Origin of the sequence: Salinarchaeum sp. IM2453 (genome assembly GCF_019693215.1) — an archaeon.
Taxonomy (GTDB): domain Archaea; phylum Halobacteriota; class Halobacteria; order Halobacteriales; family Salinarchaeaceae; genus IM2453.
In genome coordinates this window covers 1,003,598-1,028,984 of the sequence record NZ_CP081183.1, presented here as the reverse complement: position 1 = coordinate 1,028,984, position 25,387 = coordinate 1,003,598, and the positions used below count along the sequence as shown (strand labels likewise).

Sequence of the window (25,387 nt, the reverse complement as noted above, 5' to 3'; positions counted from 1 at the left end):
AGCTAGTCCGAGCAGATTGACCTTCTCCCACGGCTGAAGCCGTGGGCTTTCGCCTCAATACCGCTGTAAGACGGATTGAACTCACGAATCAAATGTTGAACTATCATCAAAGCGGGCTTGAACAGAAGGGCGAATTTCATCAAGATCATCAACCCGCAGGTCAGACGTGAGCACTGCTTCGGTCTCTTCAGTTGGGACAGAGATGTTAATTTCTTTAGTTCGGCCATATCGACCCTTAGAGACAACTACGGCGTTTACAATACCAAGCATATCAAGCTCACTGATCAAATCAGTGACACGTCGTTGGGTAAGTTGATCTGCATCAATATTCTCACAGAGTTGCGTGTATATATTATACACCTCCCCAGTGTTAATTGGTTGAATATCGCTCTTTTCCAAGAGAATAATCGCGTACAAGACAGCCTTCGACTGCAGTGGTAAGGTTCGAACGACTTCGACAACTCGATCAAGCTCTATTTTATCTTGAGCTTTTCGGACATGTTCACCACTTACCTCGTCTGCTTGTTCACGTTCAGCAAGCTCTCCTGCAGTCCGGAGAAGATCAAGAGCCCGACGAGCATCACCATGTTCTTGGGCTGCAAAAGCAGCACAAAGAGGTATAACATCATCACCTAAAACGCCTTCTCGGAAGGCATTTTCAGCCCGATGTTCAAGGATGTCACGTAGTTGGTTAGCATCATAGGGAGGGAACACAATTTCTTCCTCACCTAATGATGATTTAACTCGAGGATCAAGGAAATCGGTAAATTTGAGGTCATTACTGATTCCTATAATTGACACTCGAGAATTCTCAAGCTCAGAGTTCATCCGTGATAAATTGTATAGAGTATCATCACCGCTTTTTTCAACTAATTTGTCAATTTCATCAAGCATGATAACAACAACACGTTCCCGATAGTCGACAGCATCAAAGAAAACAGAGTACACACGATCTGTTGGCCAACCAGTCATTGGGACAGACTGAATAGACTCTTTGTCATCCTGCAGCGAGGCAATTTGCTCATCAATATCAGAGATTGTACTGTATTCAGAGTCATCAAGGACAGACAGATCATCGGTTGCACGCTCCCGGAGAGAACGGAGTTCACCTAGTTGTCTGTTGATATGCTCACGGTTTTCCTCGTTGAACTGATTTGCTAACTGTGCAAGAACCCTGTATTGAGTATCAGTGACTTCACAGTTAATATACTCAACATCACAAGGGACTTCGTACTTTTGCGAGGTTCGTTCAAGCTCTTTGCTTACATATTTTGCACTCGCAGTTTTTCCAGATCCAGTTTTCCCGTAGCTTAGGATGTTAGATGGGGTCTCACCGCGAAGAGCAGAAACAAGGATGGTCGCCATCTTATTGATCTGTTGGTCACGATGGGGTAGTTCTGGAGGAGTATATGATGGTTGTAAAATTTCTTTGTTTTCAAAGATCGGTTCCCCAGCAAGCAGTTCGTCAAATAGACCACCCTCTTCGGAATCATCAAATTGACCCGGAGTATCAGGGAACGGATCGTCGTCAGTCATGGTTGTGAAGTGAATATTACTGAAACGGGAGTCAGATAACTCGAACAGAGCTCAGTAGATATTGAGAAACACGAAATAGGCAAAGCGTTAGATGAAATCATGGTTTGTAGTTGATGCACTTGAAACCGAAGTTGATATGGACAATAAAGGTTATGATGTGCTCGAACCAAAATAGAACACCCCCACCCCTTTGTTTCAAGTGGAACTCCACACAAACACTACCCACGTTGTCCAAAGTACGCTCTAGACTAGTTTTTCTAGTCTAGTATCTTACTAAAGAATAATACATATAGAACATGATTTCCGCAGTGCGGTTACTGTTTCTTACATTATCTAATAAATCTACCGGTATTGTAATAGGCCCCCTCCCCGGGGTGGGGGTGTTCTTGGTTCCAGTCGAAACGAAGGGGTGGGGGTGTTCTAGGCCCTTCGAGCTCAGTGTTCTAATCGTCCTTCGTGTATGACACACGCTTAAGTTACGTGGCATTTTACACTACAACACCGATAGCGGGTGTTGTAACAAGGATGGGATTTATATCAGGACTTAGAGACAGTATATCGAAGGTAACAGGCCAGATATTTTCTACAGACGATCCAAAACGCATTGGAATCTATGGCCCACCAAATGCAGGAAAGTGTCTGGCTGCAGATGAAGAAGTTTTGCTTTCAGATGGTTCTAAACATAAGATAAAAAATATTTTTAACTCAGTGTATGAATCTTCTGCTGGTGAGGATCTAAGTGAGGACCCAACAGAAACATGGATTGCATGTGAAGATCACCTTGCTGTTCCAGCAGTAACAAACGAGATAAATCCTGTTGATGGCATTGTTTCTCACGTTTTCCGCCAACAATACTCTGGCCACATGTACAAAGTATCAACTGAGTCTGGTAGACAGGTAACTGTTAGTCCCGAGCACCCGTTTGTTATCTCAGACGATACAAACGATATCTACCGCCAGGCAAAACATCTTTGTGAGGATCAGATGATTGCAATTCGTCCAGTCCCAGCCGCTGACGGTGGAACTATTGCTACCGATTCAACGCCTACGTGTGCTCCAATCAACCGTGTGGACTGGGAACCAGTTGAAACAATTGAGATCATCGACTATGACGGTTATATTTATGATTTAACCGTTGAAGATCACCACACGTTCACGACCCGGGATGGAATTGTAGTCCACAATACAACCCTCGCAAATCGAATCTCTCGCGACTGGACTGGTGATGCAATCGGGCCAGAGAGTCACATACCTCACGAAACCCGAGAGGCCAAGCAGAAGACAAACGTCGAGATTGAACGAAATGGTCGAACTGTTTCAATTGACATCGTTGATACACCTGGCGTTACGACTAAAGTTGATTATGAAGAATTCCTTGAGTACGATATTGACGAAGAAGACGCAATCGAACGATCTCGAGAGGCAACAGAAGGCGTTGCTGAGGCAATGCACTGGTTACGAGAGGACATTGAAGGCGTAATATATGTCCTTGATTCCACAGAAGATCCTCTTATTCAAGTCAATACAATGCTTATCGGCATTATCGAAAGCAGGGATCTTCCGGTTCTCATCTTAGCTAACAAGATTGATCTTGAAGACTCTGACATCGAACGGGTAAGAGAAGCATTCCCACAGCACGATGTAGTGGAGCTCTCTGCTTTAGAGGGTGATAATATGGATGAAGTATACGACAAAATTGCTGAGTACTTTGGGTGATAGGATGACGGAAACAAAAAAACACAACGGCGTTCAAATTGACCTGATTAGTAGTGATCGGCTTGATGGCATGGCAACCATGGAGAAAATCCAATTAATCCTTGACTCTGTTCGCGATGGTGACATCGTAATCCTCGAGGAAGGGCTAACTCCAGATGAGGAAAGTCGACTTATCGAAACAACCATGTCTGAGATTGATCCAGATGGATTTAACGGGATTGAAATTGAGACATACCCTCAGTCTAGTGGAGGTGACTCTGGTCTTTTTGGCCGTATCATGGGGAACGATGATTCATCTCGTTTAACTGTTATCGGACCCGCAGATCAGATCGAAACACTTCATAAAGATGAAACCGTTATCAGTGCCTTAGTTTCCGGAAACTAATGCCACACCAGTGTACAAACTGCTCTCGTGTTTTTCCAGACGGATCTGATGAGATACTCCAGGGTTGCCCACAGTGTGGTGGAACACAGTTTCAGTACCGACCAGACATCCAAAGCAATGATACCACCACGGTCTCGAACCAGTCTTCATCCGAAGATTCCGCACAAGCTGAGGCTAGGTCTGCGATAGTTGATCGCAGTGAACTTCCTTCCAAACCTTGCTCATCTGGGTCCACATCTTCTGCCTCGAGCTCTGAGAACACCGAACGGTTGATCGAATCTGACAATCAACCAGATCAACAAAACACGTCCTTGTCTTCTGACCAACTCTGTGATCCCTCCGCTCCGCAGCAATCCTCTTCGGAGTTAAGCTCAGGACATGCTTCTGATACCATCGAAGACCCCGAGACAGTTTCATCTGATCCGCCTGATCAAGAAGAGCTCCGTGATGAGCTTAATGACCAATTTGAGGGGATTAAAATTATTCGGCCAGGGGAATATGAACTCAACCTTATGGAACTTTACAACCGAGAAACGTACATTATCTCGTTACTGGAGGATGGTAGATACTCAATCCAATTACCCGATGACTGGGATGGATCTCCAAATAATACTGATTCTTGACCTTTCTGTTAATAAGCTTCCCTGTTCCTCCACTGTGAACTCTGCTGAGAACCCCGCTCCACTCGCTCCTGTCGATCGCTGATCGCTTCTTGAGGATGGGAGGCATAGCGTTTTCACAGACTGTCGAGGCGGATGCCATGGGACTTGCCCCTGTGGAGGAATTCATCGTGGACAGAAGTCTTGTGGTGGATGGGCCAGCAGTCAACTGGTCTTCAATTCAGGGATATTGAAGTGAACGGCGAGTACACGCCTGCCGAACTCCTTGGCTGGAACGGGAGTCCTCTGACAAGCCTCGAGGCTTGACCCTGAGGCAGTTGACCGCATCGCTAATTGATAGTTTATCTCGACTGGAATACTAGACTCATTTAGAAACGCTATTGAATGTTCATCAAAAATCCCGAATCATATAATCATGTCTAAGGCAACGAAGATCGTTCTTGGTACTGTCTTTGTAACGACGGTTGTAACTCTCGTTATTGTTGGATATTTTACTATCTAGTCTGGTGATGACTGCTCTGGAAGTGATATTTTCTATATCTTAGATTCAACGCTTACACTCCCATCTTCTGAAAGCTCAATAATAATCAGGAATCGTTCTCGAAATGTTTCCAAGACATCATCATCGTGCACTTCTTTTGATAAATGAAACAGTCCGACTGCGTCATGCTCTTTTAATAGTGATGTGATTTGATCAACTGTTTTGAGCGCAGATTCTACATCTGCATAGTATGCCAATTCTGTTACAGAATCTAAACTTAGCTTAAGCTTTCCTTCGTTTTCTGTTAGGAATTTCTCTGTTTCTTCGATTATCCCTTTAATGTCGTCCGGTGCAGAAACGTATGACACATCGTCTCGACGCCGTCTTGAATATCCTCGCTCCACACTCAGTGTATCCAGAATCTCTGCTCGATCTTCGTTGACATCGTAGTATTCCAACTTTTGTGTTACTTCCCTTGCTGTTGTTCGAGTCGAGATTACTAAGAACTGGTCTGTATCTGTCTTAAAAAAATCTGTATCGATTCGGTCTGTTTCTCCTGTGCTTGGGTGTATGAGCAGGATTCCTGTCCCTGCAGGGATTGTTTTCGGTGCGTTCTCAATTGCAAGTTGATAATCCATGTTTACCGAAAGCACGCGGACACAACTCAAGTTTATGCGACAGACATTCTCTAACTTGGATTAGTTTCCTCATATCATCGTGCGCAAAATAGATATCATCGTCTTCAGGGAATTGATAAACAATGCCTACTTATTGAACAACAGTTGTTATTTATGAGTATTCAACAGGAGTTTGACCAGTGGGCTAGTTCTGGGAAAGACCAAGGCATGGAAGAGCGGCATTGGCATACAGCAAAGCATGCTCTCTCTAGAATGCCTGTCGAGTCTACTGACACTGTCTTAGATCTTGGAACCGGTTCTGGCTACGCTCTTCGTGCCCTTCGTGAAACACAGAATATCGCTGCTGGATACGGAATTGATGGCAGCCCACAGATGGTCTCCAATGCGCGCAGTTATACCACTGATAATGCCGTTGAATTTTACGTAGCTGATTTTCACTCTTTGCCGTTTTCAGACAACTCAGTTGATCATGTCTGGAGTATGGAGGCATTCTACTATGCTACTCAACCACAGAAAGCTCTTAGTGAAATTCGTCGCATCCTTCGTCCAGGAGGAACATTTTACTGTGCTGTGAATTTCTTTGAAGAATCAACACACACCCACCACTGGCAGGAGCAGGTTAACGTTGAGATGCAACTATGGAATCGGCAGGACTATCGAGATGCCTTCAAAGAGGCTGGTCTCTATGTTGCACAGCAAGATACCATTCCAGACTTAGAAGTTGAGATACCAGAAGAGGATGTGTTTCCAACCGAAGAATGGGACAGCCGGGAACAAATGATGGATCGATACCGGGTCTGGGGAACTTTACTTACTGTTGGTGTTGCTCCTTAATCTCCTCCACACGGCTAAAGCCGATGGGCTTTCGCCTTGCTATCGCTGTAAGTAACTGGCCACTAATACATCAGAGTAAAATTCCCTCGCCGTGGTGATGAGCATTTTTCATATCAGTTACTGCTGAATTTACCAAGATTATTTCAGCAACAATTCTGAATAAAGAAATCGTATTTGCAACAACTGATATCACTCCTTTTTGCTGACATAGTAACCGTATTTACAGCAACCCCCTTATATTTCATATGGAGATATCCGCTGTTGAGGGTCTTCCAGAGTTCACACCCGGGGATTCCATTGCTGAGGCAGTCGAGTCAGAATATCATATATCAAACAATGATGTTGTCTGTATATCGAGCACAATCGTCTCGAAAGTCGAAGGCAGGATCACTAACTTTGATACATATCAGCCCAGCAATCGAGCAAAATCTATTGCCAACAATCTTGAGGCTGATTCCCGGTTTGTTGAAGCTGTCCTTCAAGAGAGTGATGAACTCCTGTTAGAATCTCCATTTTTGCTTACTGTTACATCATTTGGTCATGTAGGTCCAAACGCTGGCATTGACCGGTCTAATGTACCCAACGCTGACTTGCTTCTTTTACCTGCTGATCCAGATAATAGTGCTGAGCGAATTCGAGATGAATTTTCTACTGATCCAGCGGTGATTATCACCGATACATGTGGACGACCTTTCCGTGCTGGCCAGCGAGGAGTAGCAATCGGTTACGCAGGTATTCCGGCAAGTCGTGATTGGCGTGGTGAATCTGACCGTGATGGTCGGGAACTTTCGGCTACTGTTGAAGCAGTCGTTGATGAACTTGCTGCCGCAGCAAATATCGTAACCGGTGAAGGTAACGGCGGTACTCCCGTTGCTGTTGCCAGCGGCTTCCAGTTTGGAGATCACGATAGCAGTGATCAGTTATATCGTGACAAAGACTCTGACCTTATCCGACAGGCGCTACAAACATGGAACTATGAGGAATAACTATGTACGGAATTGAACTTACACCAGAACATCCGGTTGAACAGATTGTCGACTTTGCGCGACAAGCAGAAGAAGAACAATTCGATGCTGCGCTTGTTAGCAGCCATTATTTCAATCGAGATCCGTTTGCGACCCTTGCTCGTATTGCAACGGAGACTGAGACAATTGATATTGGTCCTGCAGCAGCAAACCCATATGAGGTACATCCCGTATCAATGGCCTCCAATTTAGCGACACTACAGGAAATCAGTGATGGAAGAGCTGTCTTTGGAATTGGACCAGGTGATCAGTCTGCACTCAACTCACTCGGGATTTCTCGTGACCGACCTCTTCGTCGAGTTTTAGAGAGCTTCAAAGTTGCTCGTGATCTTTGGAATGGCGAACGTGTTTCGATTGATTCGACCTTCCATGCTGCTGATGCTGGGCTGGAGTACGATGTTTCAGGAACTATCCCTGTGTATATCGGTGCTCAGGGTCCCCACATGATCCGTATGAGTGCAAAGCACGCCGATGGACTACTGTTGAATGCATCACACCCTGATGATGTTGCATGGGCTGCCCAACGTGTTGAAGAAGGCCTTTCAGATCGTCCTGATGATGCCGGCCAATTTGACTTTTCTGTGTATGCAAGTGTATCGATCAGTGAGAATCGAGAGGAAGCTCGGGAGGCGGCGCGTCCTCCTGTTGCGTTTATTGCTGCTGATGCTCCTGATCCTGTCCTCAATCGACATGGGATTGATCCTGAGAATGCTAATAACATCGGTGATGCTATTGAACGGGGTGACTTTACAGCAGCATTTGACTCTGTAACACCAGCCATGATCGACGCCTTTGCTGCTGCCGGTACAATTGATGATGTTTCTGAACAATTTAGTAATATTTTGGAATATGCTGACGGTATTGTTGTTGGTACTCCGCTTGGCCCCGATATTATGAATGCAATCTCACTTTCAAAAACAGCTCTTGATCGAGCTATACCGTCCGGACTAGATCAATAATTGCTCCAATCGCCAATACTCCTACAACCCCAATTGTGACAGCAAGCAATCCCATCCCAAACAATACAAGTAGTGCTGAAAGCGGATCAACAGTTGCTGCCTGTACAAAGCTATTAACTAGGCTTGTAAATTCGTCTACGATTGTGTCCATCTCTTATATTGAATCTAATCCGATGGTTTTTGAATCCCACGGTCGATAATAATTAATGCAATGACCGGCGTGAAAGACACGAAACTAACCGAGTTTTCTCACTCTCCTTCTGAATCAAATTCGGCTACATCCTCTATTGTCACAATGCAATGGCAACCGGACAGTAAACTATGTCCTGTTTGTAAACGCGATCGTACTTTATTCTGGACAGCAGATTCAGATGAGCTTGTATGCAGCAAGTGCAAGTCTTGGGATTGAACCGTTTGAGTTTTATCAGTTCTCGGTAATCCGATTTCTTTATTCGGTGGATGGTAGTTGCCAGAGTCGTGCGTTTCCAACCTTCCGGAAAGAAGACATCTACGACCACGACTTGGACAGCGGCTACCACGAGAAAGATGCGTGCGTCGACGACCCGATGGACGAGGATGGCTGCGTGATATTCGACCTGTTCGGAGGCTTCAGCAACCGGAAAGGGAAGCTGATGCGTCGACCGATCCAGTTCTCGCCCGTCCGCGACAGTGTCGACTACACCCGTGGACAGGCAGAAGAGCACTATCGACGGCTCAACCGTAACGTCGTCTCACGAAGCCCCGAGCACAACCGCCAGCCACTCCGGAACACGGAACTCGATGCCGTTGGCAACCCTGACGGAACTTGGCACCTCTCGTTCCGAGAACTCAAGCCCGAATTCGTCGGGCTACTGATCGAGGCGATCGACTTTCTCGATGCCAATCAGACGGACTTCATGCACCAGCTCGGCGGTGCCCGCAACTTCGGCGGTGGCATCGTCGACTGTGAGCTGATCAATCCGCTGTACGAGGAGCGAGAACTGTTATCGAGGCTGAAAAGAGTACTACCGAGACTGCTGCTGGTTATAGAATGACACCTTTACCGTTCAGAGCTAAAATTAGCTAACCTATCGACAATCAGCTTCAAACCTGACTTGACTCACTCGACTGTACAGCAATCTCTGCAAACGACGAAGGAAATGGCAATACTCAAGGGTGTCACCACTAACCGTATGTCATGCCCAGACGCACTGTCGAGCTCGAGGGACATATCATCGACTCTGGGATGATGGAGCGGTGTTTCAGTATTGTCATGGACATGGGTGGCAATTTCGAGATTGAGGAGTTCGATATCGGCCGTCATAAACATGCTGAATCTTACTGTCGCATGGAAGTCATTGCCGACAGTGAGTCTGAACTCCGCGACATCCTCCATGAACTAAATAAAACTGGTGCTTCAGTACCTGATCCAATTGATGCCGTCTTGGAATCTGCACCTGCAGATGGAGTCGTCCCTCCAGGGTTTTACTCCACTACTAACCATCCAACTGAGATCCGATATGACGGAGAATGGATTGAAGTTGAGAATCCGGAAATGGATTGTGCTATTATTGTTGAACCTGATGAAAATCGTGCCTACACAGAAGTACTTAACGCCGTCAAAAAAGACGATATGGTTGTTATCGGTGAGTCTGGAATCCGAGTTAGTCCTCCTGAACGCCCCAGAGAAAGTGGTGGATCATTCGGATTTATGCAAGGTGGTGTTTCCAGTGAACGACCTTCTCAATCCTTGATCGCTGAAGTTGCAAAAGAAATCAAAGCTACCAAAGAAGACGACGGAAACGTGTTAGCTGTTTGTGGACCTGCACTGATCCATTCTGGAGGCGCATCTGATCTTGCTAAACTTATTGAGCATGGATATATCGATGCGATCTCGGCTGGCAACGGTTTTGCAGTGCATGACCTAGAACGTGATCTCTATGGCACTTCCTTGGGTATGGACATCGAATCACTTGAGCATCCCCGAGAGGGTCATAAACATCATATCTACACAATTAGTGAGATAACCCGTCATGGAGGCATTAAAGAAGCTGTTGAGGCTGGTGTCATTGAATCTGGCGTCATGTATCAGTGTGTTACAAATGATATCCCGTATGTACTAGCTGGTTCGATCCGCGATGATGGGCCTCTTCCGGATACGATTACTGACTCGATTGAGGCACAAAACGCAATTCGTGAACAAGCTAAAGATGCGGATATTGTGCTAATGCTTGCTACACTCTTACACTCTGTTGCTGTTGGAAACTGTCTTCCTTCAACAACGAAAACTGTCTGTGTTGATATTAATCCGGCTACTGTTACGCAACTACTCGACCGTGGTAGTGCTCAGGCCATTGGGCTTGTGACTGATATTGGTGCTTTTGTCCCTATGCTTGCTGATGAGTTACTTGAAGATGAGAATTAGGCACTTCATATCTCTAAATCTGAAACATATACGAATCCAACCATTTGATCCCAAATAGCAGGAGAAGATGTTGTTGAGATCTATTAGACAAGCTACCTTCACGCTTATCGCATAGATAAAACAAACACGCTGATTAGTCTGGACACTATGACATATATACAATGGTTACGTTAAAACGTGATTTTGCGAGTGGACTCATTGTACTGGTTCCACTTATTGTCACGCTATTTGTTCTTATGTGGCTGTACACTTTCATTGCTGGCACACCATTCCTACAATATATTGGAGGAGAGCAATTCATTCCTCTTCCCGATCAAGTTGCTGAGTTTGTTCGCGTGATGCTTACTTTGGCCATTTTTGCGCTATTAGTTCTTGGAGTTGGGTACATGATGCGTACTGCCTTTGGCAGACTTATTGAATCAGCAATTGATCGAGTTATTAACCGTGTGCCAGGTGTTCGGGTTGTGTACAATGCATCGAAGATGGCAGCTGAGACCGCTTTAACCGGTACCGAATCGCTACAGAAACCCATCAAACTCGAACCGTGGAAAAACATGCGTGTCACCGCGTTTAAAACTGGCAAACGGACTTCTGATGGTAGAGAAATTGTTTTTATGCCAACGGCCCCCAATATCACTAGTGGCTTTGTCCTTGAAGTCCGAGAAGAAGACTATGAAGAGACTGACGAAAGCGTGGAAGAAGCTTTAACCCGTCTCCTCAGTGCTGGCTTCGGCGAAGATACCGGAGTTCAGCGCACAATTGGTGAGCAGCCCTTTTCTTCTCGAGATGACCGTGATCAGTCACCTGATTCATCTGACTAGATGCTTTATTTCTGTGGAGACTGCGCTCCCTGTGCGGATGCCCGACGTCAGCCAACCATCTATAACAAAGTACGTGACGGAACCAGAATTCCCTCCCTACTCACTCGCCGCGTAGCCGCTCGTTGCTCGTTCCTTGAGTCAGGGGTAGTTCACAGAATAATCGAGACGGATGCCACGGGGCTTACCTCGAAGCAGTTGACTCGGTGGTATAGTCAAAAGCTAACTACACATCAATATATTTGAACCACTCTTCGTAATCCTCTGTCTTCCGGTCGACGACGTCAAAGAACCGCTGTTGTAGTTCCTCTGTGATTGGCCCTCGTCCTCCGTTGCCTATCTCAACATTATCGACCTTTGAAATCGGCGTAACCTCTGCAGCTGTTCCGGTAAAGAACAATTCATCAGCTGTATACAATTCTCCACGGCTGATTGATGTGTTATCGTGTACTGTATATCCAATATCTTCAGCGATCTCAATTACTGAGTTTCTGGTAATCCCATCAAGAATGCTCTGTGATAGTCCCGGCGTATAGATTTCTCCGTCTCTAACTAAGAAGAGATTCTCACCTGGACCTTCTGCTACAAGCCCTTCTTTATTGAGTAGAATTGCTTCCACGTACCCTTCACGACGAGCCTCCTCCCCAGCTAACATGCTGTTTAGATAGGGCCCTGTTGCCTTGACGTTTGTTGGAATCTGACTTGAGGCATGCTTTCGCCACGAAGAGACCTTTACGGCTACACCGTTCTGGAGCGCGTCTTCGCCAAGATATGCACCCCACGGCCAAGCAGCAATTGCAACTCGTGTTGGGGAGTCTCCTGGTCCAACACCTAGACTTTCGTACCCATAGAACACGAGCGGTCGAATATAACACGACCGAAGACCTTGGCGCTTGATCAGTTCAATTGTCGCTTCTGTCAACTCTTCTTTGGTGTGCTCAATTTCGTGATCTAAAGGTTCTGCTGAACTATACAGGCGATCTAAGTGTGGCTCCCAGCGGAATAGTGCTGGTCCTTGGGATGTGTCATAGCAACGCGCTCCCTCAAATACCCCTGTTCCATAGTGTAAACTGTGGGTCAATACATGAACTTGGGCCTCCTCCCAGTCGATAAATTCCCCATCCATCCAAATTGTATCTGTACCTTCAAACATTTCCGGTCGATTTCCCATCGTTATTCACCTCTTTTTTTATCTACGTCCGACTGTGTTTCGGTCTCATTCCAACAATTGCGGCTATTCTAGTTATTCTTTGCTATTCACTCATTTACAGCGGTAGCAAGGCGAAAGCCTGCCCGTTCATGGGTAGGAGAAGATCAACTCTTGCAGCCTAAGCTCCGGTTCTCAAGGAGCCACAGACAGGAGCGGGTGGGTAGAGGTAGCTCACTATGATATAAAAACCAATTCTTGAAGACAATTATCGGAGTGTCTGTACGATTTTTGACCCTTCGAGAAATACAAGATTGTGCGACTGTGCATAAGATTTGGCGTCTTGAACAGATAGTGCTTCCCCAGTTTCATCATCAAGCATCTCACAAACAACAACAGCAGGTGAAAGCCCAGCTGCTTTTGCGAGAGCTATTCCAAGTTCTGTGTGCCCTTGGCGCTCAGAAAGTAATCTCGGCGCCGCTTTGAGGACGTGTACATGTCCGGGTGTTCGAAAGTTCTCTGCAAACTCTGTCTGATCTGTTAGCCCTTCAACTGCCTTTTCCGCATAGGTTCCAAGCTCTTGAATTGTCAATGCTCTATCTTGGTCTGTTATGCCAGTAAACGTATCCTTATGATTCACTGGGATTGAAAATGTTGACCGGTCACCATATGCTAGTGTGTCCATTTCTGCTGCGGGATGGTCAATTATATCAGCAAGAAACGGAAGGTCAGCCACCTTTGCAACCTGATCAGAGACTGCTACACAGATTAATCCTCCAGCATCGTTCCGTAACCGCGCGATTGCTTCGGCTGTTATCCCAGATGCTGGGTATATCAGATCTGTCTCTCCTTCTCGATCATCAAAATCATGCACACAAACTGGATGGCCAGCCTGTAATGCGTTAATTGCTCGCTGTACTGTTTGGTCATTCTGTTCAATGTCAGTCTTCCCTGGCATATCTATTTCCCCGTAACTGTGATGTGAATATGATCACCGTCTTCCACACCGAGGTTGTTTCGAAGTTTAATTGGGGCAATAACCTCTATTTGCGTTTCGTCGTGATGTGTCCGCTCTGGTTCAACAACATGCGCCGTGTCTACAGCCTTTTCGCCTGCGGTGATACTTACTGGGTAACATAGTGCTGGTCCGAATGTTCTATTTTCAGACTCCCACCCATCAATGTGCACTGCATCAAGTGAATCTAATGTTGCCCGCCGCCGACTGCTTGCATCTGTAAGCTCGATGTTTAATGTTCCCGGAAATGGTTCATATTCGAGCTTCGATTTGAATTGTTCCATGTATCCATCTTGTGTAATGTAATGTCGACCTTCTCCCATCCCACTCGTTGCTCTACCCGTCAATTCTACTGTTGAAATTGTCTCGAAAATCTGCCGATAGTCGTTGTATTCATTTCGGAGCGTTCGCTCTCCATCGTTCGTCACTTTGACCCACTGTCCATCACTCACTGTATCTCTCACAACTAACCCGGTGGTTTCCAATTGCTGCAACCGTCGTGATGCTGTCTGTGTTGAAACCCCTGTTTTTGCCCCAAGCTTGCTACAGGATGTTTTGATCTCGCCATCAACACCCCCGAGTAATGCAAGCTCCTTGAGTACTGCTAACTCATCATTTCCTACTGCCTTTGATGCCGTGTTACTCATTACTCATGTTTCGTTTTTTCAACCGCATAAGTATACCGGAAGTGATATGCTTAACAGAAATGAAATACCTATGCTAATTCTTCCCTTGCTCGCCGTCGTATTAGATTCTTAAACTCCTCAGCGTGACTAATATTGCTTGCTTCATCCCGTTCGATTAATGCCGTTGTCCCCACAGCATCACGATTAGTTGAGTTCACAAAGTACACTGAATGCGTTCTTGCTACTTCCCCAACTGAGGACATTAGTCGTGCACGCTTTTCCGCAGTTTCGTTGAATTTTGAATGTCCAACAAGGATCACATCTTGTTGCTGGTCTCCATCCTGACTTACCGCTTGGAATGGTGCTCGAACAGTTGGATGAACTTCATATCCAACTCTATTCAGAACTGTAACCACTTGTCGATCTCCATCGACATCTGGCTGCTCAGGGTCCACTTCCTCTTCTTGGCGGGGAGTTTCTTCCTCAAGGACACTTACTGGCGAAGTTAATGATGTATCAAATAACTCCTCCAGTTGTGCTGCAACTTCTATCGATGCATCCATTCCGTCCTCATATTTTGACACTGTCCGCCTTGACACACCCAATTCTGATGCTAATTGTCCTAATGACCATCCTTTCTCTTCACGCTTATCTGCCAGTATTTCGCTATCGATGCTAACATACAATCCACCTGGCGCAGCGTAGATCAGCGGTGGAATCTTCTCGACGAATAAGTCTGTCGCCGTATCTGGGCTCAATACTGGCACTCCGTGTCGGAAGTACACAACCTCTGGCTGTAGTTTTTCGTCTCTTGTTCGGAGCCCGATTACAAGCGGCGTTCCGTTTAGATACGCTCCGATCCTTCGCATTTCTGCTCCACTCTCAGCAGTAAATGCATCTATGTTTCGTAAAATCTTCACAAGAATCAGATCTTCGCCTCGGCGGGCAGCGATATCAAAGCTTCTTGGCCGGATTGCACATCTATCGCTCACTCTAAAGCCAGCATCTTCAAGCATCGCAATTACATTACCTACCAGTGCAGACCGGGACATAACTATATGTAAGTGGCTCACTGGATATATGTATTATGCTGATCTTCTCGAATTGTGCCGTATACCTGCTGCTACGGGAAATTTATTGACATAAATAGCCCTAATTATGTGCTATTTGCATTCAGGTACTGTTCACAAGACCAGATCAATTTACTGTAACTGTATCTGGCTCTGCCGGTGAACGCACTCTCCAGTCAGTCAGTATTGCCGCACCGACAGCTGCTAATATTAACGGCGTCACAACAAGTGCCAGCACTAGTCCTCCTGTTAACACAAGTGCAGCGATTGGTAATGTTACGGCCGTCCAGACAAACAGCATTAACGCCATTCCAAGGCCATGGAGAAACGATTGTGGCCTACTGCTGGTCGTCAATGACTGGCTTTTCGTAACTTTATAAGCCGTAAAGCCGGCCGCTCCTGCTGCGGCCGCCAGTCCAGCTATTGCCAGTGTTTCTATCACAGCATGTATTATGTTTTCCATTAATAAGACATTTACTGATGTTGCCTATTTGCTGTGGTAGTTGTTTCCAGCATCGATAAACCGTTTATAACTATTCAGTACATATATCATGTATGCAACGACCGTCACGCGAGCAGTTTCCAGCCGTTGATGCACAAGCTCCGTCAATCGATCCGAAACAATTCAAACAGCGACTTGACCGCGGTGAAGAGCTTACTCTTTTAGATACCAGACGTCCCAATGACTTTGAGGAATGGAAAATTACCCATCGAAACCTTTCTCTTGTGAATATCCCATTTTCTAAGTTCCTCGATAATGGCCAGCCAGCGCCAGAAGTGCCTGAGGGGGTTCCAGATGGGCCTCTCGTTGTTTCATGTGGTATCGGCGTCTCAAGTCAATATGTGGGTGAGTTCCTTGCCTCTCATGGGTGGGATGTCTCCACGCTAGAAAATGGTATGGAAGGATGGGCTCGTGTCCATGAACGATTTGAATTAGAATGTTCTGGGTCCTTTCGATTGTTCCAGTACCATCGTCCATCTAGTGGTTGTCTAAGCTATCTCATTGTCGATAATAGCCAAGCAGCTGTCATTGATCCCCTCAATGCGTTCACTGACCAGTATCTCAATGATGTCAAGAAATTTGATGCATCACTCACATATGCGATCGATACTCACGTTCATGCAGACCATCTTAGTGGTGTTCCGACTTTAGCTGGAACTCAAGAGACAACTGCTGTCTATCCAACCGGAGCAATTGATCGGGGACTCACATATGACGGCGAATTTGTTTCCGATGGGGATACCATCACCCTGGACACTACAACAATTCAGGCTGTCCACCTTCCTGGACACACATCTGAGATGACTGGGTATCGGGTCGGTGATTTTTGTCTTACTGGTGACTCAATTTTTCTTGAAGGTGTTGCTCGCCCTGATCTTGAGGACCCTGACCTTGCAAGGGATGCTGCATATACTCTCTATGATACCCTCACCCATCTTCAGCAGCTCCCATCTGATACCCTTATTGCTCCAGCTCATACCAGTTCAGAAGCAATGCCATCCGTAGACAACCCAGCAATTGCTACTATCCAATCACTTCAACAATCACAACCACTTCTAAATGTTGATGTTGACACATTTGTTGAGAAACTCCTTACGGATATGCCTCCACGACCAAATAACTATGAAGAAATTATTACTGTTAATCTCGGTACGAGGTCAGTAGATAAGGGAGAAGCATTTGAACTGGAATTAGGGCCAAATAACTGTGCCGCTGGCTCAGCAGCCGATTGACACTGTTAATGACAATCTTGATATGTCTATTGATAACATATTTATTGGTTACTTCCCAAACATGCCATGTAAATGAGGATGCGTATTTGTTTCCTCAGCGCCGACTTTCCAACCGATATTATGGTGATTAATAATGTCACAGCATATCCTTGTTCCCGTTGACGGTTCTGATCCCAGCTATCGAGCACTTGAGTATAGCCTAACTCTGTTCCCTACAACGCCTCATGTTGTGCTGTATGTTCGCGATCCCAACGATGATTCTCATGGTAGTCCAGAGTCTGGTGATTGGCAGCAACGGGCAACTCGCCGTGCAGAACGAGCACATCGACAGGCTCAGGAAGTTGCTGGCCGACACAACCGGAAAATCAAAACAGTACAAGAGACAGGATCACCACATCGCAAAATTCTAGAGTACGCTAGACAGGACAACATTGGACATGTTTGCATAGCTAGTACGGGACGGGCTCGTATTCCTAACCTTCGGCTTGGCAGTGTATCTGGGATTATTGTTCGACGTTCTCCGACTTCTGTTACTATCGTCCGTGCATCTAGCTCTGTCCGTGGTCCATCAGCAAACAAGTTCCATTCTCTTGTCGGTGTCAATGAAAGTCAAAAATCCCGACTGGCACTCTCCTTTGCAGTTTCAGAGCTTCCAGCTTCAGAGTGTACTGCGATGTACGTATCGACAGAACTCAGTCGTTCAGCTGCTGAGGCACCTGAAGGAACGTACGTTGAAGACCTCCGAAATAAAGCACACAACAAAGCAACTACCGCACTTGAAGAAGTCATCGATGATCTTTCCGTTGACCGAGAATCCATCACAACTCGCGTAGAATTTGGGCGTCCTGATAAACGATTAGTCGATGCTGCTCAAGAATCCACTTATGATCATCTTGTCGTTGGTGCTGGCACTCGCCGAGGTGGGCGCCATGGATCAATCAGTAATGTGGCTGAATCCGTTGCCCGTGAATCACCTATCCCAATCACTGTTGCTCGATAACAGTTTTGGTAACTTGATTTTCCTTAGTTCGTGAAATTAATCCCTTGTTTACTGTCGTGGGAATTGGCTCTGTCTGAATCTATTTTTTCCTGCTACATCCAACGGATAATCCGGAACGAACAACTCTTATCGGGTTATTGCCTATACTAATATATGCTGACCGTTGTTGGGATTGATGACACTGACTCTAGAACACAGGGAATGTGTACTACGTATGTTGGTACCGAAATCGGACGCAGAATCGAAGCTGCCGGCGGTTCTGTCATTCGTCATCTTTTGATCCGTTGTAATCCAGCAGTTAAACGCAAAACCCGGGGAAATGCAGCTGTTGCTTTGCACATCGATGCTGATCCACACAAGTGCTTTACTATCGCTAAAGAAACGATTAACGACCTTGCGGCAACCTCCGATCCGAATACTAATCCCGGTCTCGTTGTTTCTCGCCTTGATCTTGAGAACATTCCATCCCCAGTTACTGACTTCACGAAAGCGGCTGTCACGACACATTTGGATGTTTCTGATGCCATAGACCTCATTGGTCGGTTTGACTATACCATGTCTCAATGGGGCGACGGCAATGGTATTATTGGTGCATTGGCTGCTACTGGAGCATGGAAGGCAGTCACTGACTGGACGTATGAGCGTCTCACATATCGGGATTCATTCCAGTGGGGATCCCCTCGTTCAGTTGATGAAAGATCTGTGTTCGAGGCAGCCGATAGATGGTACCCTCTTATCTGGGATACTGTTGACCGGTATGAAGGTGAAGCGGTTTGTGTACCTAACACACCGGGACCTGTTCTATATGGTATCCGAGGAGATGATATCTCAGCAATCGACGCGGCTGTAGATCACATTGAGAGTGAAGCGGTTGTCCAATCAACCCTATTCCACACGAATCAGGGGACTGATGCTCACATCTTACCGGCCCCAACTGAACCTCTATCTGACCGACACTGTTATCGAGTGACTGGGACCGTTATTGAACCTCCGAAGACACAAACTGGTGGTCACGTTTTTTTCTCTCTCCGACGGGATTCCTACCCAGATGAAACCATTCAATGTGCTGCTTTTGAGCCAACAAAACGATTCCGTGATTATATCCGCAATCTTCGTTGTGGTGACTGCATAACCGTGTGCGGCGAATATAGCTCCGGAACGCTAAAGATGGAAAAATTTGCTATGCGAGACCCTGTTAGATCAGTTTTGTCGTCCCCTACCTGTTCGCAGTGCTTTACCTCTATGGAGAGTGCTGGCGCTGATCAAGGATATCGCTGTAAAGACTGTGAAACAACTGCTCCTAGTAAAGTTCCTCACCCGATTGAACGAACACTTGACATCGGATGGTATGAAGTACCTCCTGTCGCCCGTCGGCACATCGCTAAACCCTTGATTCGTGGCAATTTTGATGCCCCGATATACCCAGAACGGTAATTACAGCGGTTTGAGGTGAAAGCCCGCCGGCTTCAGCTGTGGAAAGAGGTCAACTCAAGCGGCACAACAGTTGTCTAATCGGAAACCAAACTACCGAACACCATCGCAATCAATACCGGTCTAATCCTGTTCCAACAGAGCAAATATATTCTCCGGCTGCAACCTGTGGGAGTCGCCGTGTTCGCCAGAATATTCCACTCTTGTTAGCTCCAATCTCTTCTTTTGTCTCGCCAAATACATCAGTGATTGTTGCTATGGTTTGGCCTTTTGATACCCGGTCTCCAAGATTTACCTCAAATTGCACGAGACCACCACTTGAAGCTGCATACTGATCGAATCCAGTTGCTCTGACTTGCTTTTCGACCTGTACTGATCCTTCTAAAAATCCATAGTAACGAAGGACATTGAATACTCCCTCAACCCCTTGTTTAATCGAGGCGTCGTTCCAGCCGACACTTCCACCGAGCTCTGGATCAATTGTTGGAATACCTCTATCGGGTGCAACTCGTGCGAGTTGATTATCTGGTCCCTTTTTATCAAGGATATGTCCACATCCAAATACTTTTGCCAATTCAAGACATTTCCCGTGCATTCGATGTCGCCGTCCGCATCGCACTCGTGTCTCTTCGATCATCCTACTTGTTGAACCTTGGTGTAGATCCAAAATGTAATTCGCATCTTTAGCGATTTCAAATGTCGCAGCAGCAATTCGTTCCGTTGCTGATCCATCTTCTCGGCCAGGGTATGCTCGATTTATTTTCGTGTCATCTATTGGATTTCGGTGCTCCCCTGTCCGGAATCCGTAGATATTAACAATTCCTACAATAATTATCTGACCAGAGATTTCATTTGGATCTAAACGAGGCACAAGTTGTTGCACAACGCCGACTCCGTTCACTTCGTCTCCATCGCTTGCTGCCTGAATATATAGTGTTTTACCGTTATTGATGCCATTTATTACTGCCACAGGCAGAGATACCGTGCTTCCATCCCGTGCTTCACCGACAGGGAGCCGGCCAGTGTCCATTTCTCCGGGACTTGCACTGGCCGTGCCAATTTTCGTCATACACCGGATTCATCCGCGCATGATATTGAGCGATTCGGTCCACGTCTCAGATGGTCCTTCTGGTCATGGAAATTTTTGATCCGCAGAAAGAGCGGACTATGTTTTTTGGTCGCAGTATGCACGCTGAAACATACAATAAAGAATATAATTTTCGTTTTGTATATATACAAAACGATAATATGGTATATCTTCCAATTATATTTATTATATAAATACAGTGTATTAGCGCCTCTAACACTATATATTCGGGATTTAACTGATTTCTAATTCTCGTTGTTTGATTACTCCAACTACTTAAATATATGCTATGTGACACATCTAACGAAGAATATCAACATTTTTGTTCCAGAATACAGATTCAAGAAACAAGGAAATATGTCCGACGAGGTTCACAAAGGACTCGACGACGTGGTCGTCGCCGAATCCCAACTTAGTTACATTGATGGCGAGAATGGTCAATTACTGTACCGCGGCTACTCCATACAGGACCTAGCAGAATACGCAACTTTCGAAGAAGTACTGTTTTTACTCTTTGAAGGTGAGTTGCCAACAAAAGAACAGCTTGACGAATTTACAGCGACGATTCGTGAGGAACGATCACTGCCGGACGATGTAATAGAGACCCTTCGATCGCTTGCTGCTGTTGATGCCCATCCAATGACCGCTCTTCGGACGGGTGTTTCTGCTTTGGAACCTCATGATCCTGATCAACGTCTCGATCCTGACCGGAATGTCGCTCTTAGCCAGGGTCGCCGTATCTTGGCAAAAATGCCAACAATTCTTGCTGCCTATGAGCGTCTCCGGCTTGGAAAAGAACCACTTGATCCTCATCCTGATCTAAATCTAGCGGCTAACTTCCTTTACATGCTTACCGGAGAGGAACCGGACGAGATTGGGGCCAAAAGCTTCGACCAAGCACTAACACTACATGCCGATCATGGGTTCAATGCATCAACGTTTACTGCTGTCGTTATTGCTTCTACACGAGCAAATGTTTACAGTGCCGTCACCGGAGGTATTGGAGCCCTGTCTGGTCCGCTTCATGGCGGTGCTAATCAAGATGTGATGGAAATGTTGATTGAGATCGACGAGAACGGGATGGATCCAATCGAGTGGATCGAAGAAGCACGTTCAAATGGTGAACGTGTGCCCGGGTTCGGACACCGTGTTTACAAGGTGAAGGATCCCCGTGCTGAAATCTTACAAGAGCGTAGCCGGGAACTCGCTGATGTTGGTGAGTCCAAGTGGTATGATTATACGACGACGATTGAGAACTACTTGACAGAAGATTTAGGCCTCACTGAAAATGGAATCGCGCCAAATGTTGATTTTTACTCTGGGTCTGTTTACTATCAACTTGGCATCCCAGCAGACATGTATACTCCTATCTTTGCAATGAGCCGGGCCAGTGGTTGGATTGCACATGTGCTTGAGTATCAGGAGGAGAACCGACTTATCCGACCGCTTTCAAAATACACAGGAGAAACTGACAACGAGTTCATCTCAATCGAAGAACGATAAGGTATTTCTGATCTTTGTGTATTCGCAAGCTCGATGAATTTGGCACAATCGCAAGGCGTGAAGTACTTCGGGGTCAAGTCGTTCGAGAATCCCCAATTCTTGTGATCACGGAAACCGAAGGGTTTTCGACGACCCCGAGGTACTCTGTCTGCTTTCTCTATAGATTCTAACCCCACCGACTAGATAATCTGATTGATAGCTTGGACTTCGTTTACAAAATATCAGCTCATCTCAAAAGAGTCGCCAGTAGTAAGGGCTGATGAATGCTTCAATTGCTGCTGCAGCAACAAAAACAATGATTAATCCAATAAGTATCAGATAGGTTCTATGAACCATTTCTTCGAGTGAATCGCGATCTGCCCTTCCTCGAATATATCGCCAGCATGTTAACCCCACATATAGGCCGGTTGCTCCGGCTAGTAGTAATCCTGGAATTTCCAGTAGCCCATGTGGGATCACAAATGCTAATAGTAGATCCGGGTCAGCGTCTAGCTCGTACAATACACCAATAAAAAGACCGTTAAACGCTAGTGTTAGAACAGCTGGAATCGCAAGCACAACACCACCGAAACTCAAGGCTACTGCAACACTCCAGTTGTTGGCGGCAAACTCAAAGAAGCTTCCAACTGGAGACATTTCCTCGATACGCTGCTCGATCGATGCCTCAAGTGCCGTGCTAAATACTGTTCCAAGGGAAACACCTGCTTGTAGTGCTACTCCAAAGATCAACGCACTAATGACGACGAGCGATATTTGTTCCCGCGTAAATAGCATCAATTCTTCCCAGCCCCGCTTAAGTCCCATCTGAATCCGCTTCACAGGCGATATAACAAAGTCCTTTACAATCACAAATGTTGTACTCTCTGCGGTTCGACCGTAGAGAAGCACTTTCAGTAGATCAAGTATCGGGAATATAATCAAACCATACACTATTAACCCAACACTTCCTGCTCCAATCTGTGAGAATAGACCAACAGTAATCCCTCCAGCAACTATGATTGCTATGGTCATCAATGTATACCCAAGGAAGTCGCCTGGGTACTTCCGCATATATTCTCCCGTCTGCCGAACTGCCCCTGAGAACCCTGTATTTTCAACTACTGCGACAACCGGTGCAAACGCAAAGAACAAACGAATTACAGCAGCAAGTAGTAGCCATACCAACATTGATAGTACCCCGACGACGACTGCAAGTCCCGGCGAAACTAGTGCTAATGTAGCGATTATGGTTCCAATTACACCAAGAACGGCGATATGAGCGAAGACTTCACCTAGTAAAAGTCCCACGAACGTCTTTGTATGTTGGAAGACCCCGGATACACCAGCACTTACACCTAATCTGTTCTCGGTTGCTGCAAACGCGGCATGAATTTGTCCAGCGCTGACTGCTGCCTGCATAATCCCAATTGCAATGAGTGTTACTACTCCGACCAGTATCCCAATGATTCCCAACTCTGCGACTGATAGCCCAATTGCTTCTTGTATTGCTTCTTGCACCTCACTAAATTCATCTACAGCAGCTTCACTTGGTTCATCGATTGAAATTGGTCCGACATCCTCAAGCGCTTCCTGTATCTCTGTTAGTCTTCCTGTTGACCAGAGGTATACCAACCCTATCATCCCGACCAATATCGGCACTGACTGCGCAATAGCGGAGACAGCAATCCCGAAGAAATAGAACGGAAGAATATCCGATGCTCGGGCTACGTATGTCCGATATGCAGCAGTAAATACTTCTCCATAACCCATATAGAATTATTGTGTTATTGGAGTTAAATCAGTTTTCTATACGGGAACGTGCATTCTACTCCTAATTTTACTTTCACTCCGCTTGGAACGGCTTTATTACGGGCCAGTTTTAATTATAAATTGGTGTCACACGGTTGCGCACCGCGGACTTAACCCGCTCCCCTTATCTTTAATCTCTCTTTCCCCTCTCTGATTTCTGTTGTACTTGCTTACTGACTTGTATCTTCACTTTGATCAGTATTTTCGGAGAAATTTGCCAAAAAGAATACATACACACAATAATAGCTCGCAAAGTCATGATAGTAATATGATTTCCTAAGTGACCTCATAAATTAATCTGGCAGAAACGCAAATTTACTTCCATGTTATCTATTGAGGACATCTTAGATGCTCGCGACCGCGTTGCTCAAACTGCTCGTAAAACCCCTCTTGAGTATTCTCCATATTATTCCCAAACAACTGGTGCTAACATTCATCTTAAATTAGAGACATTTCAGCGAACCGGGTCGTTTAAAGTTCGCGGTGCCACAAACCGAATTTTAACACTCAGTGAGGCTGAACGGGAAGCTGGTGTTGTTACCGCAAGTGCTGGTAACCATGCTCAGGGAGTTGCTCTTGCGGCTAATCGACTTGGCGTTGATGCTACTATTGTAATGCCGAAGTATGCTCCCTTATCGAAGGTTAAGGCCACCAGATCATATGGTGGAAATGTCATCCTACACGGTATGGATTATGACTCGGCAGCTCAGCGTGCACACGAAATTGAGGAGGAAGAATCACGTACATATGTACATGCATTCGATGACCCAGCAGTCATGGCTGGCCAAGGAACACTTGGCTTAGAAATTATTGAAGACCTCCCTGACGTTGACACCGTTGTGAGTGCCATCGGTGGTGGCGGTCTGATCAGTGGTGTTGCTACTGCAATTAAAGCCCAGACTGATGCTCGAGTTATTGGAGTCCAGGCTGAGGGAGCGGCAAGTGTCCCTCAATCCTTAGAACAGGGACATGTTTTTGAACGGGACTCGGTTGATACAATTGCGGATGGAATAGCCACACGTCGAGTTGGCGATCAGACCTTTGAGATTATTCAAGACACCGTTGATGAAGTTGTCACTGTTTCAGACTCTGAGATTGCGGTTGCGTTAACTGGCTTACTTGAACATTCCAAAGTTCTCACAGAGGGAGCAGGTGCTGCACCGCTTGCAGCCGTCCTTTTTGATAAATTCGAGTATACAGAGGGAGAAGAGATTGCCGTTGGTCTCTGTGGTGGTAATATCGATCTTAACACAGTCACAACCGTCATCATGCGTGGTCTTGTTGAAACAGGCCGTTATGTTCGTATCCGGACGATCCTCAAAGACCGTCCTGGTGCCCTTGATGAGTTGATCGATGTTATTGCTAATTTGGAAGCAAATATCTATGCGATCCAGCATGACCGGACTTCACGTGACATCGGTATGGATGCAGCATGGGTTGAACTTGATCTAGAGACGAAAGGACATGACCACATTGAGGAACTCCTTGATGGCATGAGTGAGGCTGGTTACGAGGTCGAGGTTCTTGTTTGAACCCGTTTCTTTGTCGTATCGGGGGTTTCACATCGATT

At 46.0% G+C, this 25,387-nt stretch carries 22 protein-coding genes and 3 pseudogenes; 15 read left to right on the top strand and 10 right to left on the bottom strand.

The genetic code is table 11. From position 1 onward, the window contains the following. Positions 1-81 precede the first annotated feature (81 nt). The gene (locus K0C01_RS04855; RefSeq protein ID WP_221170906.1) at positions 82-1,536 is read right to left on the bottom strand and encodes a Cdc6/Cdc18 family protein; all 1,455 of its coding nucleotides are present in this window, start codon (positions 1,534-1,536) and stop codon (positions 82-84) included. A gap of 525 nt (positions 1,537-2,061) precedes the next feature. Between K0C01_RS04855 and K0C01_RS12730 the strand changes: the two are divergent. From K0C01_RS12730 to K0C01_RS04840, 4 genes and pseudogenes are all read left to right on the top strand, one after another. Then, positions 2,062-2,715, top strand: a pseudogene (locus K0C01_RS12730) (Hint domain-containing protein); the annotation flags it as partial. A 6-nt stretch (positions 2,716-2,721) separates the two neighbouring features. Continuing rightward, positions 2,722-3,252 (top strand): annotated as a pseudogene (locus tag K0C01_RS12725) (GTPase); the annotation flags it as partial. Between the two features lie 4 nt (positions 3,253-3,256). Then, positions 3,257-3,637, top strand: a complete 381-nt coding sequence (locus K0C01_RS04845; protein WP_221170904.1) for a DUF2073 domain-containing protein — start codon at positions 3,257-3,259, stop codon at positions 3,635-3,637. Continuing rightward, positions 3,637-4,260, top strand: coding sequence for an OapC/ArvC family zinc-ribbon domain-containing protein (locus K0C01_RS04840; RefSeq protein ID WP_221170903.1), 624 nt, complete (start codon positions 3,637-3,639; stop codon positions 4,258-4,260). The genes K0C01_RS04845 and K0C01_RS04840 overlap by 1 nt, the downstream gene beginning before the upstream one ends. A 531-nt stretch (positions 4,261-4,791) precedes the next feature. Here K0C01_RS04840 and K0C01_RS04835 read toward each other — a convergent pair. Continuing rightward, entirely contained in the window at positions 4,792-5,376 is a 585-nt protein-coding gene (locus tag K0C01_RS04835; protein WP_221170902.1) for a DUF7090 family protein, read from the bottom strand. Between the two features lie 153 nt (positions 5,377-5,529). Here K0C01_RS04835 and K0C01_RS04830 point away from each other — a divergent pair, with 153 nt between their 5' ends. The 3 genes from K0C01_RS04830 to K0C01_RS04820 all read left to right on the top strand — a co-directional run bounded on the left by K0C01_RS04830 (position 5,530) and on the right by K0C01_RS04820 (position 8,194). Further along, positions 5,530-6,210, top strand: coding sequence for a class I SAM-dependent methyltransferase (locus tag K0C01_RS04830; protein WP_221170901.1), 681 nt, complete (start codon positions 5,530-5,532; stop codon positions 6,208-6,210). 245 nt (positions 6,211-6,455) lie between these two features. Continuing rightward, positions 6,456-7,196, top strand: coding sequence for a coenzyme F420-0:L-glutamate ligase (locus tag K0C01_RS04825; RefSeq protein ID WP_221170900.1), 741 nt, complete (start codon positions 6,456-6,458; stop codon positions 7,194-7,196). Between the two features lie 2 nt (positions 7,197-7,198). Continuing rightward, positions 7,199-8,194 carry a 5,10-methylenetetrahydromethanopterin reductase gene (locus K0C01_RS04820; protein WP_221170899.1) on the top strand — a complete coding sequence of 332 codons (996 nt, stop codon included), beginning with the start codon at positions 7,199-7,201 and terminating at the stop codon, positions 8,192-8,194. Here the strand turns inward: K0C01_RS04820 and K0C01_RS04815 are convergent. Beyond that, positions 8,169-8,345, bottom strand: a complete 177-nt coding sequence (locus tag K0C01_RS04815; protein ID WP_221170898.1) for a DUF8024 family protein — start codon at positions 8,343-8,345, stop codon at positions 8,169-8,171. The two genes, K0C01_RS04820 and K0C01_RS04815, sit on opposite strands and share 26 nt — an antisense overlap. 340 nt (positions 8,346-8,685) lie before the next feature. On the opposite strand from K0C01_RS04815, the pseudogene K0C01_RS04810 reads away from it, so the two are divergent. The 3 genes and pseudogenes from K0C01_RS04810 to K0C01_RS04800 all read left to right on the top strand — a co-directional run. Then, positions 8,686-9,228: pseudogene (locus tag K0C01_RS04810) on the top strand (hypothetical protein); the annotation flags it as partial. A 143-nt stretch (positions 9,229-9,371) separates the two neighbouring features. Continuing rightward, positions 9,372-10,598 carry an ornithine cyclodeaminase, nickel-pincer nucleotide-dependent gene (locus K0C01_RS04805; protein WP_221170897.1) on the top strand — a complete coding sequence of 409 codons (1,227 nt, stop codon included), beginning with the start codon at positions 9,372-9,374 and terminating at the stop codon, positions 10,596-10,598. A 161-nt stretch (positions 10,599-10,759) separates the two neighbouring features. Further along, a complete protein-coding gene (locus K0C01_RS04800) occupies positions 10,760-11,419 on the top strand; it encodes a DUF502 domain-containing protein (protein ID WP_221170896.1) in 660 nt (219 codons plus the stop codon). A gap of 223 nt (positions 11,420-11,642) precedes the next feature. On the opposite strand, the gene K0C01_RS04795 is transcribed toward K0C01_RS04800, so the two are convergent. The 5 genes from K0C01_RS04795 to K0C01_RS04775 form a co-directional block, all read right to left on the bottom strand. Continuing rightward, positions 11,643-12,587: a branched-chain amino acid transaminase gene (locus K0C01_RS04795; RefSeq protein ID WP_255568399.1), complete on the bottom strand. Its 945-nt coding sequence runs from the start codon at positions 12,585-12,587 to the stop codon at positions 11,643-11,645. A gap of 244 nt (positions 12,588-12,831) precedes the next feature. Continuing rightward, entirely contained in the window at positions 12,832-13,521 is a 690-nt protein-coding gene (gene ribB, locus K0C01_RS04790; protein WP_221170895.1) for a 3,4-dihydroxy-2-butanone-4-phosphate synthase, read from the bottom strand. A 2-nt stretch (positions 13,522-13,523) separates the two neighbouring features. Next, complete coding sequence (locus K0C01_RS04785) at positions 13,524-14,225, bottom strand: DUF120 domain-containing protein (RefSeq protein ID WP_221170894.1); 702 nt, start codon at positions 14,223-14,225, stop codon at positions 13,524-13,526. A 68-nt stretch (positions 14,226-14,293) separates the two neighbouring features. Continuing rightward, positions 14,294-15,256, bottom strand: coding sequence for a transcriptional regulator (locus tag K0C01_RS04780; RefSeq protein ID WP_221170893.1), 963 nt, complete (start codon positions 15,254-15,256; stop codon positions 14,294-14,296). 145 nt (positions 15,257-15,401) lie between these two features. Continuing rightward, the gene (locus tag K0C01_RS04775; protein ID WP_221170892.1) at positions 15,402-15,737 is read right to left on the bottom strand and encodes a hypothetical protein; all 336 of its coding nucleotides are present in this window, start codon (positions 15,735-15,737) and stop codon (positions 15,402-15,404) included. 92 nt (positions 15,738-15,829) lie between these two features. On the opposite strand from K0C01_RS04775, the gene K0C01_RS04770 reads away from it, so the two are divergent. From K0C01_RS04770 to K0C01_RS04760, 3 genes are all read left to right on the top strand, one after another. Beyond that, complete coding sequence (locus K0C01_RS04770) at positions 15,830-17,008, top strand: MBL fold metallo-hydrolase (protein WP_221170891.1); 1,179 nt, start codon at positions 15,830-15,832, stop codon at positions 17,006-17,008. 133 nt (positions 17,009-17,141) lie between these two features. Then, positions 17,142-18,008, top strand: a complete 867-nt coding sequence (locus K0C01_RS04765; RefSeq protein WP_221170890.1) for a universal stress protein — start codon at positions 17,142-17,144, stop codon at positions 18,006-18,008. A 153-nt stretch (positions 18,009-18,161) separates the two neighbouring features. Beyond that, positions 18,162-19,442 (top strand): TiaS agmantine-binding domain-containing protein, encoded by a 1,281-nt coding sequence (locus K0C01_RS04760; RefSeq protein WP_397541148.1) that lies wholly within the window; start codon positions 18,162-18,164, stop codon positions 19,440-19,442. 109 nt (positions 19,443-19,551) lie between these two features. Here K0C01_RS04760 and K0C01_RS04755 read toward each other — a convergent pair whose 3' ends face one another. Then, the gene (locus K0C01_RS04755) at positions 19,552-20,508 is read right to left on the bottom strand and encodes a succinylglutamate desuccinylase/aspartoacylase family protein (protein ID WP_221170889.1); all 957 of its coding nucleotides are present in this window, start codon (positions 20,506-20,508) and stop codon (positions 19,552-19,554) included. A 375-nt stretch (positions 20,509-20,883) separates the two neighbouring features. On the opposite strand from K0C01_RS04755, the gene citZ reads away from it, so the two are divergent. Continuing rightward, positions 20,884-22,029, top strand: coding sequence for a citrate synthase (citZ, locus tag K0C01_RS04750; RefSeq protein WP_221170888.1), 1,146 nt, complete (start codon positions 20,884-20,886; stop codon positions 22,027-22,029). A 231-nt stretch (positions 22,030-22,260) separates the two neighbouring features. On the opposite strand, the gene K0C01_RS04745 is transcribed toward citZ, so the two are convergent. After that, positions 22,261-23,778, bottom strand: a complete 1,518-nt coding sequence (locus K0C01_RS04745) for a stage II sporulation protein M (protein ID WP_221170887.1) — start codon at positions 23,776-23,778, stop codon at positions 22,261-22,263. 362 nt (positions 23,779-24,140) lie between these two features. Here K0C01_RS04745 and ilvA point away from each other — a divergent pair, with 362 nt between their 5' ends. Beyond that, positions 24,141-25,349, top strand: coding sequence for a threonine ammonia-lyase (ilvA, locus tag K0C01_RS04740; protein ID WP_221170886.1), 1,209 nt, complete (start codon positions 24,141-24,143; stop codon positions 25,347-25,349). The last annotated feature ends 38 nt before the right edge of the window (positions 25,350-25,387 follow it).

Excerpts from the sequence above, each read along its gene's own strand:
- K0C01_RS04855 (WP_221170906.1), bottom strand. The coding sequence starts at position 1,536 with ATGACTGACGACGATCCGTTCCCTGATACTCCGGGTCAATTTGATGAT.
- K0C01_RS04845 (WP_221170904.1), top strand. The coding sequence starts at position 3,257 with ATGACGGAAACAAAAAAACACAACGGCGTTCAAATTGACCTGATTAGT.
- K0C01_RS04840 (WP_221170903.1), top strand. The coding sequence starts at position 3,637 with ATGCCACACCAGTGTACAAACTGCTCTCGTGTTTTTCCAGACGGATCT.
- K0C01_RS04835 (WP_221170902.1), bottom strand. The coding sequence starts at position 5,376 with ATGGATTATCAACTTGCAATTGAGAACGCACCGAAAACAATCCCTGCA.
- K0C01_RS04830 (WP_221170901.1), top strand. The coding sequence starts at position 5,530 with ATGAGTATTCAACAGGAGTTTGACCAGTGGGCTAGTTCTGGGAAAGAC.
- K0C01_RS04825 (WP_221170900.1), top strand. The coding sequence starts at position 6,456 with ATGGAGATATCCGCTGTTGAGGGTCTTCCAGAGTTCACACCCGGGGAT.
- K0C01_RS04820 (WP_221170899.1), top strand. The coding sequence starts at position 7,199 with ATGTACGGAATTGAACTTACACCAGAACATCCGGTTGAACAGATTGTC.
- K0C01_RS04815 (WP_221170898.1), bottom strand. The coding sequence starts at position 8,345 with ATGGACACAATCGTAGACGAATTTACAAGCCTAGTTAATAGCTTTGTA.
- K0C01_RS04805 (WP_221170897.1), top strand. The coding sequence starts at position 9,372 with ATGCCCAGACGCACTGTCGAGCTCGAGGGACATATCATCGACTCTGGG.
- K0C01_RS04800 (WP_221170896.1), top strand. The coding sequence starts at position 10,760 with ATGGTTACGTTAAAACGTGATTTTGCGAGTGGACTCATTGTACTGGTT.
- K0C01_RS04795 (WP_255568399.1), bottom strand. The coding sequence starts at position 12,587 with ATGGGAAATCGACCGGAAATGTTTGAAGGTACAGATACAATTTGGATG.
- ribB (WP_221170895.1), bottom strand. The coding sequence starts at position 13,521 with ATGCCAGGGAAGACTGACATTGAACAGAATGACCAAACAGTACAGCGA.
- K0C01_RS04785 (WP_221170894.1), bottom strand. The coding sequence starts at position 14,225 with ATGAGTAACACGGCATCAAAGGCAGTAGGAAATGATGAGTTAGCAGTA.
- K0C01_RS04780 (WP_221170893.1), bottom strand. The coding sequence starts at position 15,256 with ATGTCCCGGTCTGCACTGGTAGGTAATGTAATTGCGATGCTTGAAGAT.
- K0C01_RS04775 (WP_221170892.1), bottom strand. The coding sequence starts at position 15,737 with ATGGAAAACATAATACATGCTGTGATAGAAACACTGGCAATAGCTGGA.
- K0C01_RS04770 (WP_221170891.1), top strand. The coding sequence starts at position 15,830 with ATGCAACGACCGTCACGCGAGCAGTTTCCAGCCGTTGATGCACAAGCT.
- K0C01_RS04765 (WP_221170890.1), top strand. The coding sequence starts at position 17,142 with ATGTCACAGCATATCCTTGTTCCCGTTGACGGTTCTGATCCCAGCTAT.
- K0C01_RS04760 (WP_397541148.1), top strand. The coding sequence starts at position 18,162 with ATGCTGACCGTTGTTGGGATTGATGACACTGACTCTAGAACACAGGGA.
- K0C01_RS04755 (WP_221170889.1), bottom strand. The coding sequence starts at position 20,508 with ATGACGAAAATTGGCACGGCCAGTGCAAGTCCCGGAGAAATGGACACT.
- citZ (WP_221170888.1), top strand. The coding sequence starts at position 20,884 with ATGTCCGACGAGGTTCACAAAGGACTCGACGACGTGGTCGTCGCCGAA.
- K0C01_RS04745 (WP_221170887.1), bottom strand. The coding sequence starts at position 23,778 with ATGGGTTATGGAGAAGTATTTACTGCTGCATATCGGACATACGTAGCC.
- ilvA (WP_221170886.1), top strand. The coding sequence starts at position 24,141 with ATGTTATCTATTGAGGACATCTTAGATGCTCGCGACCGCGTTGCTCAA.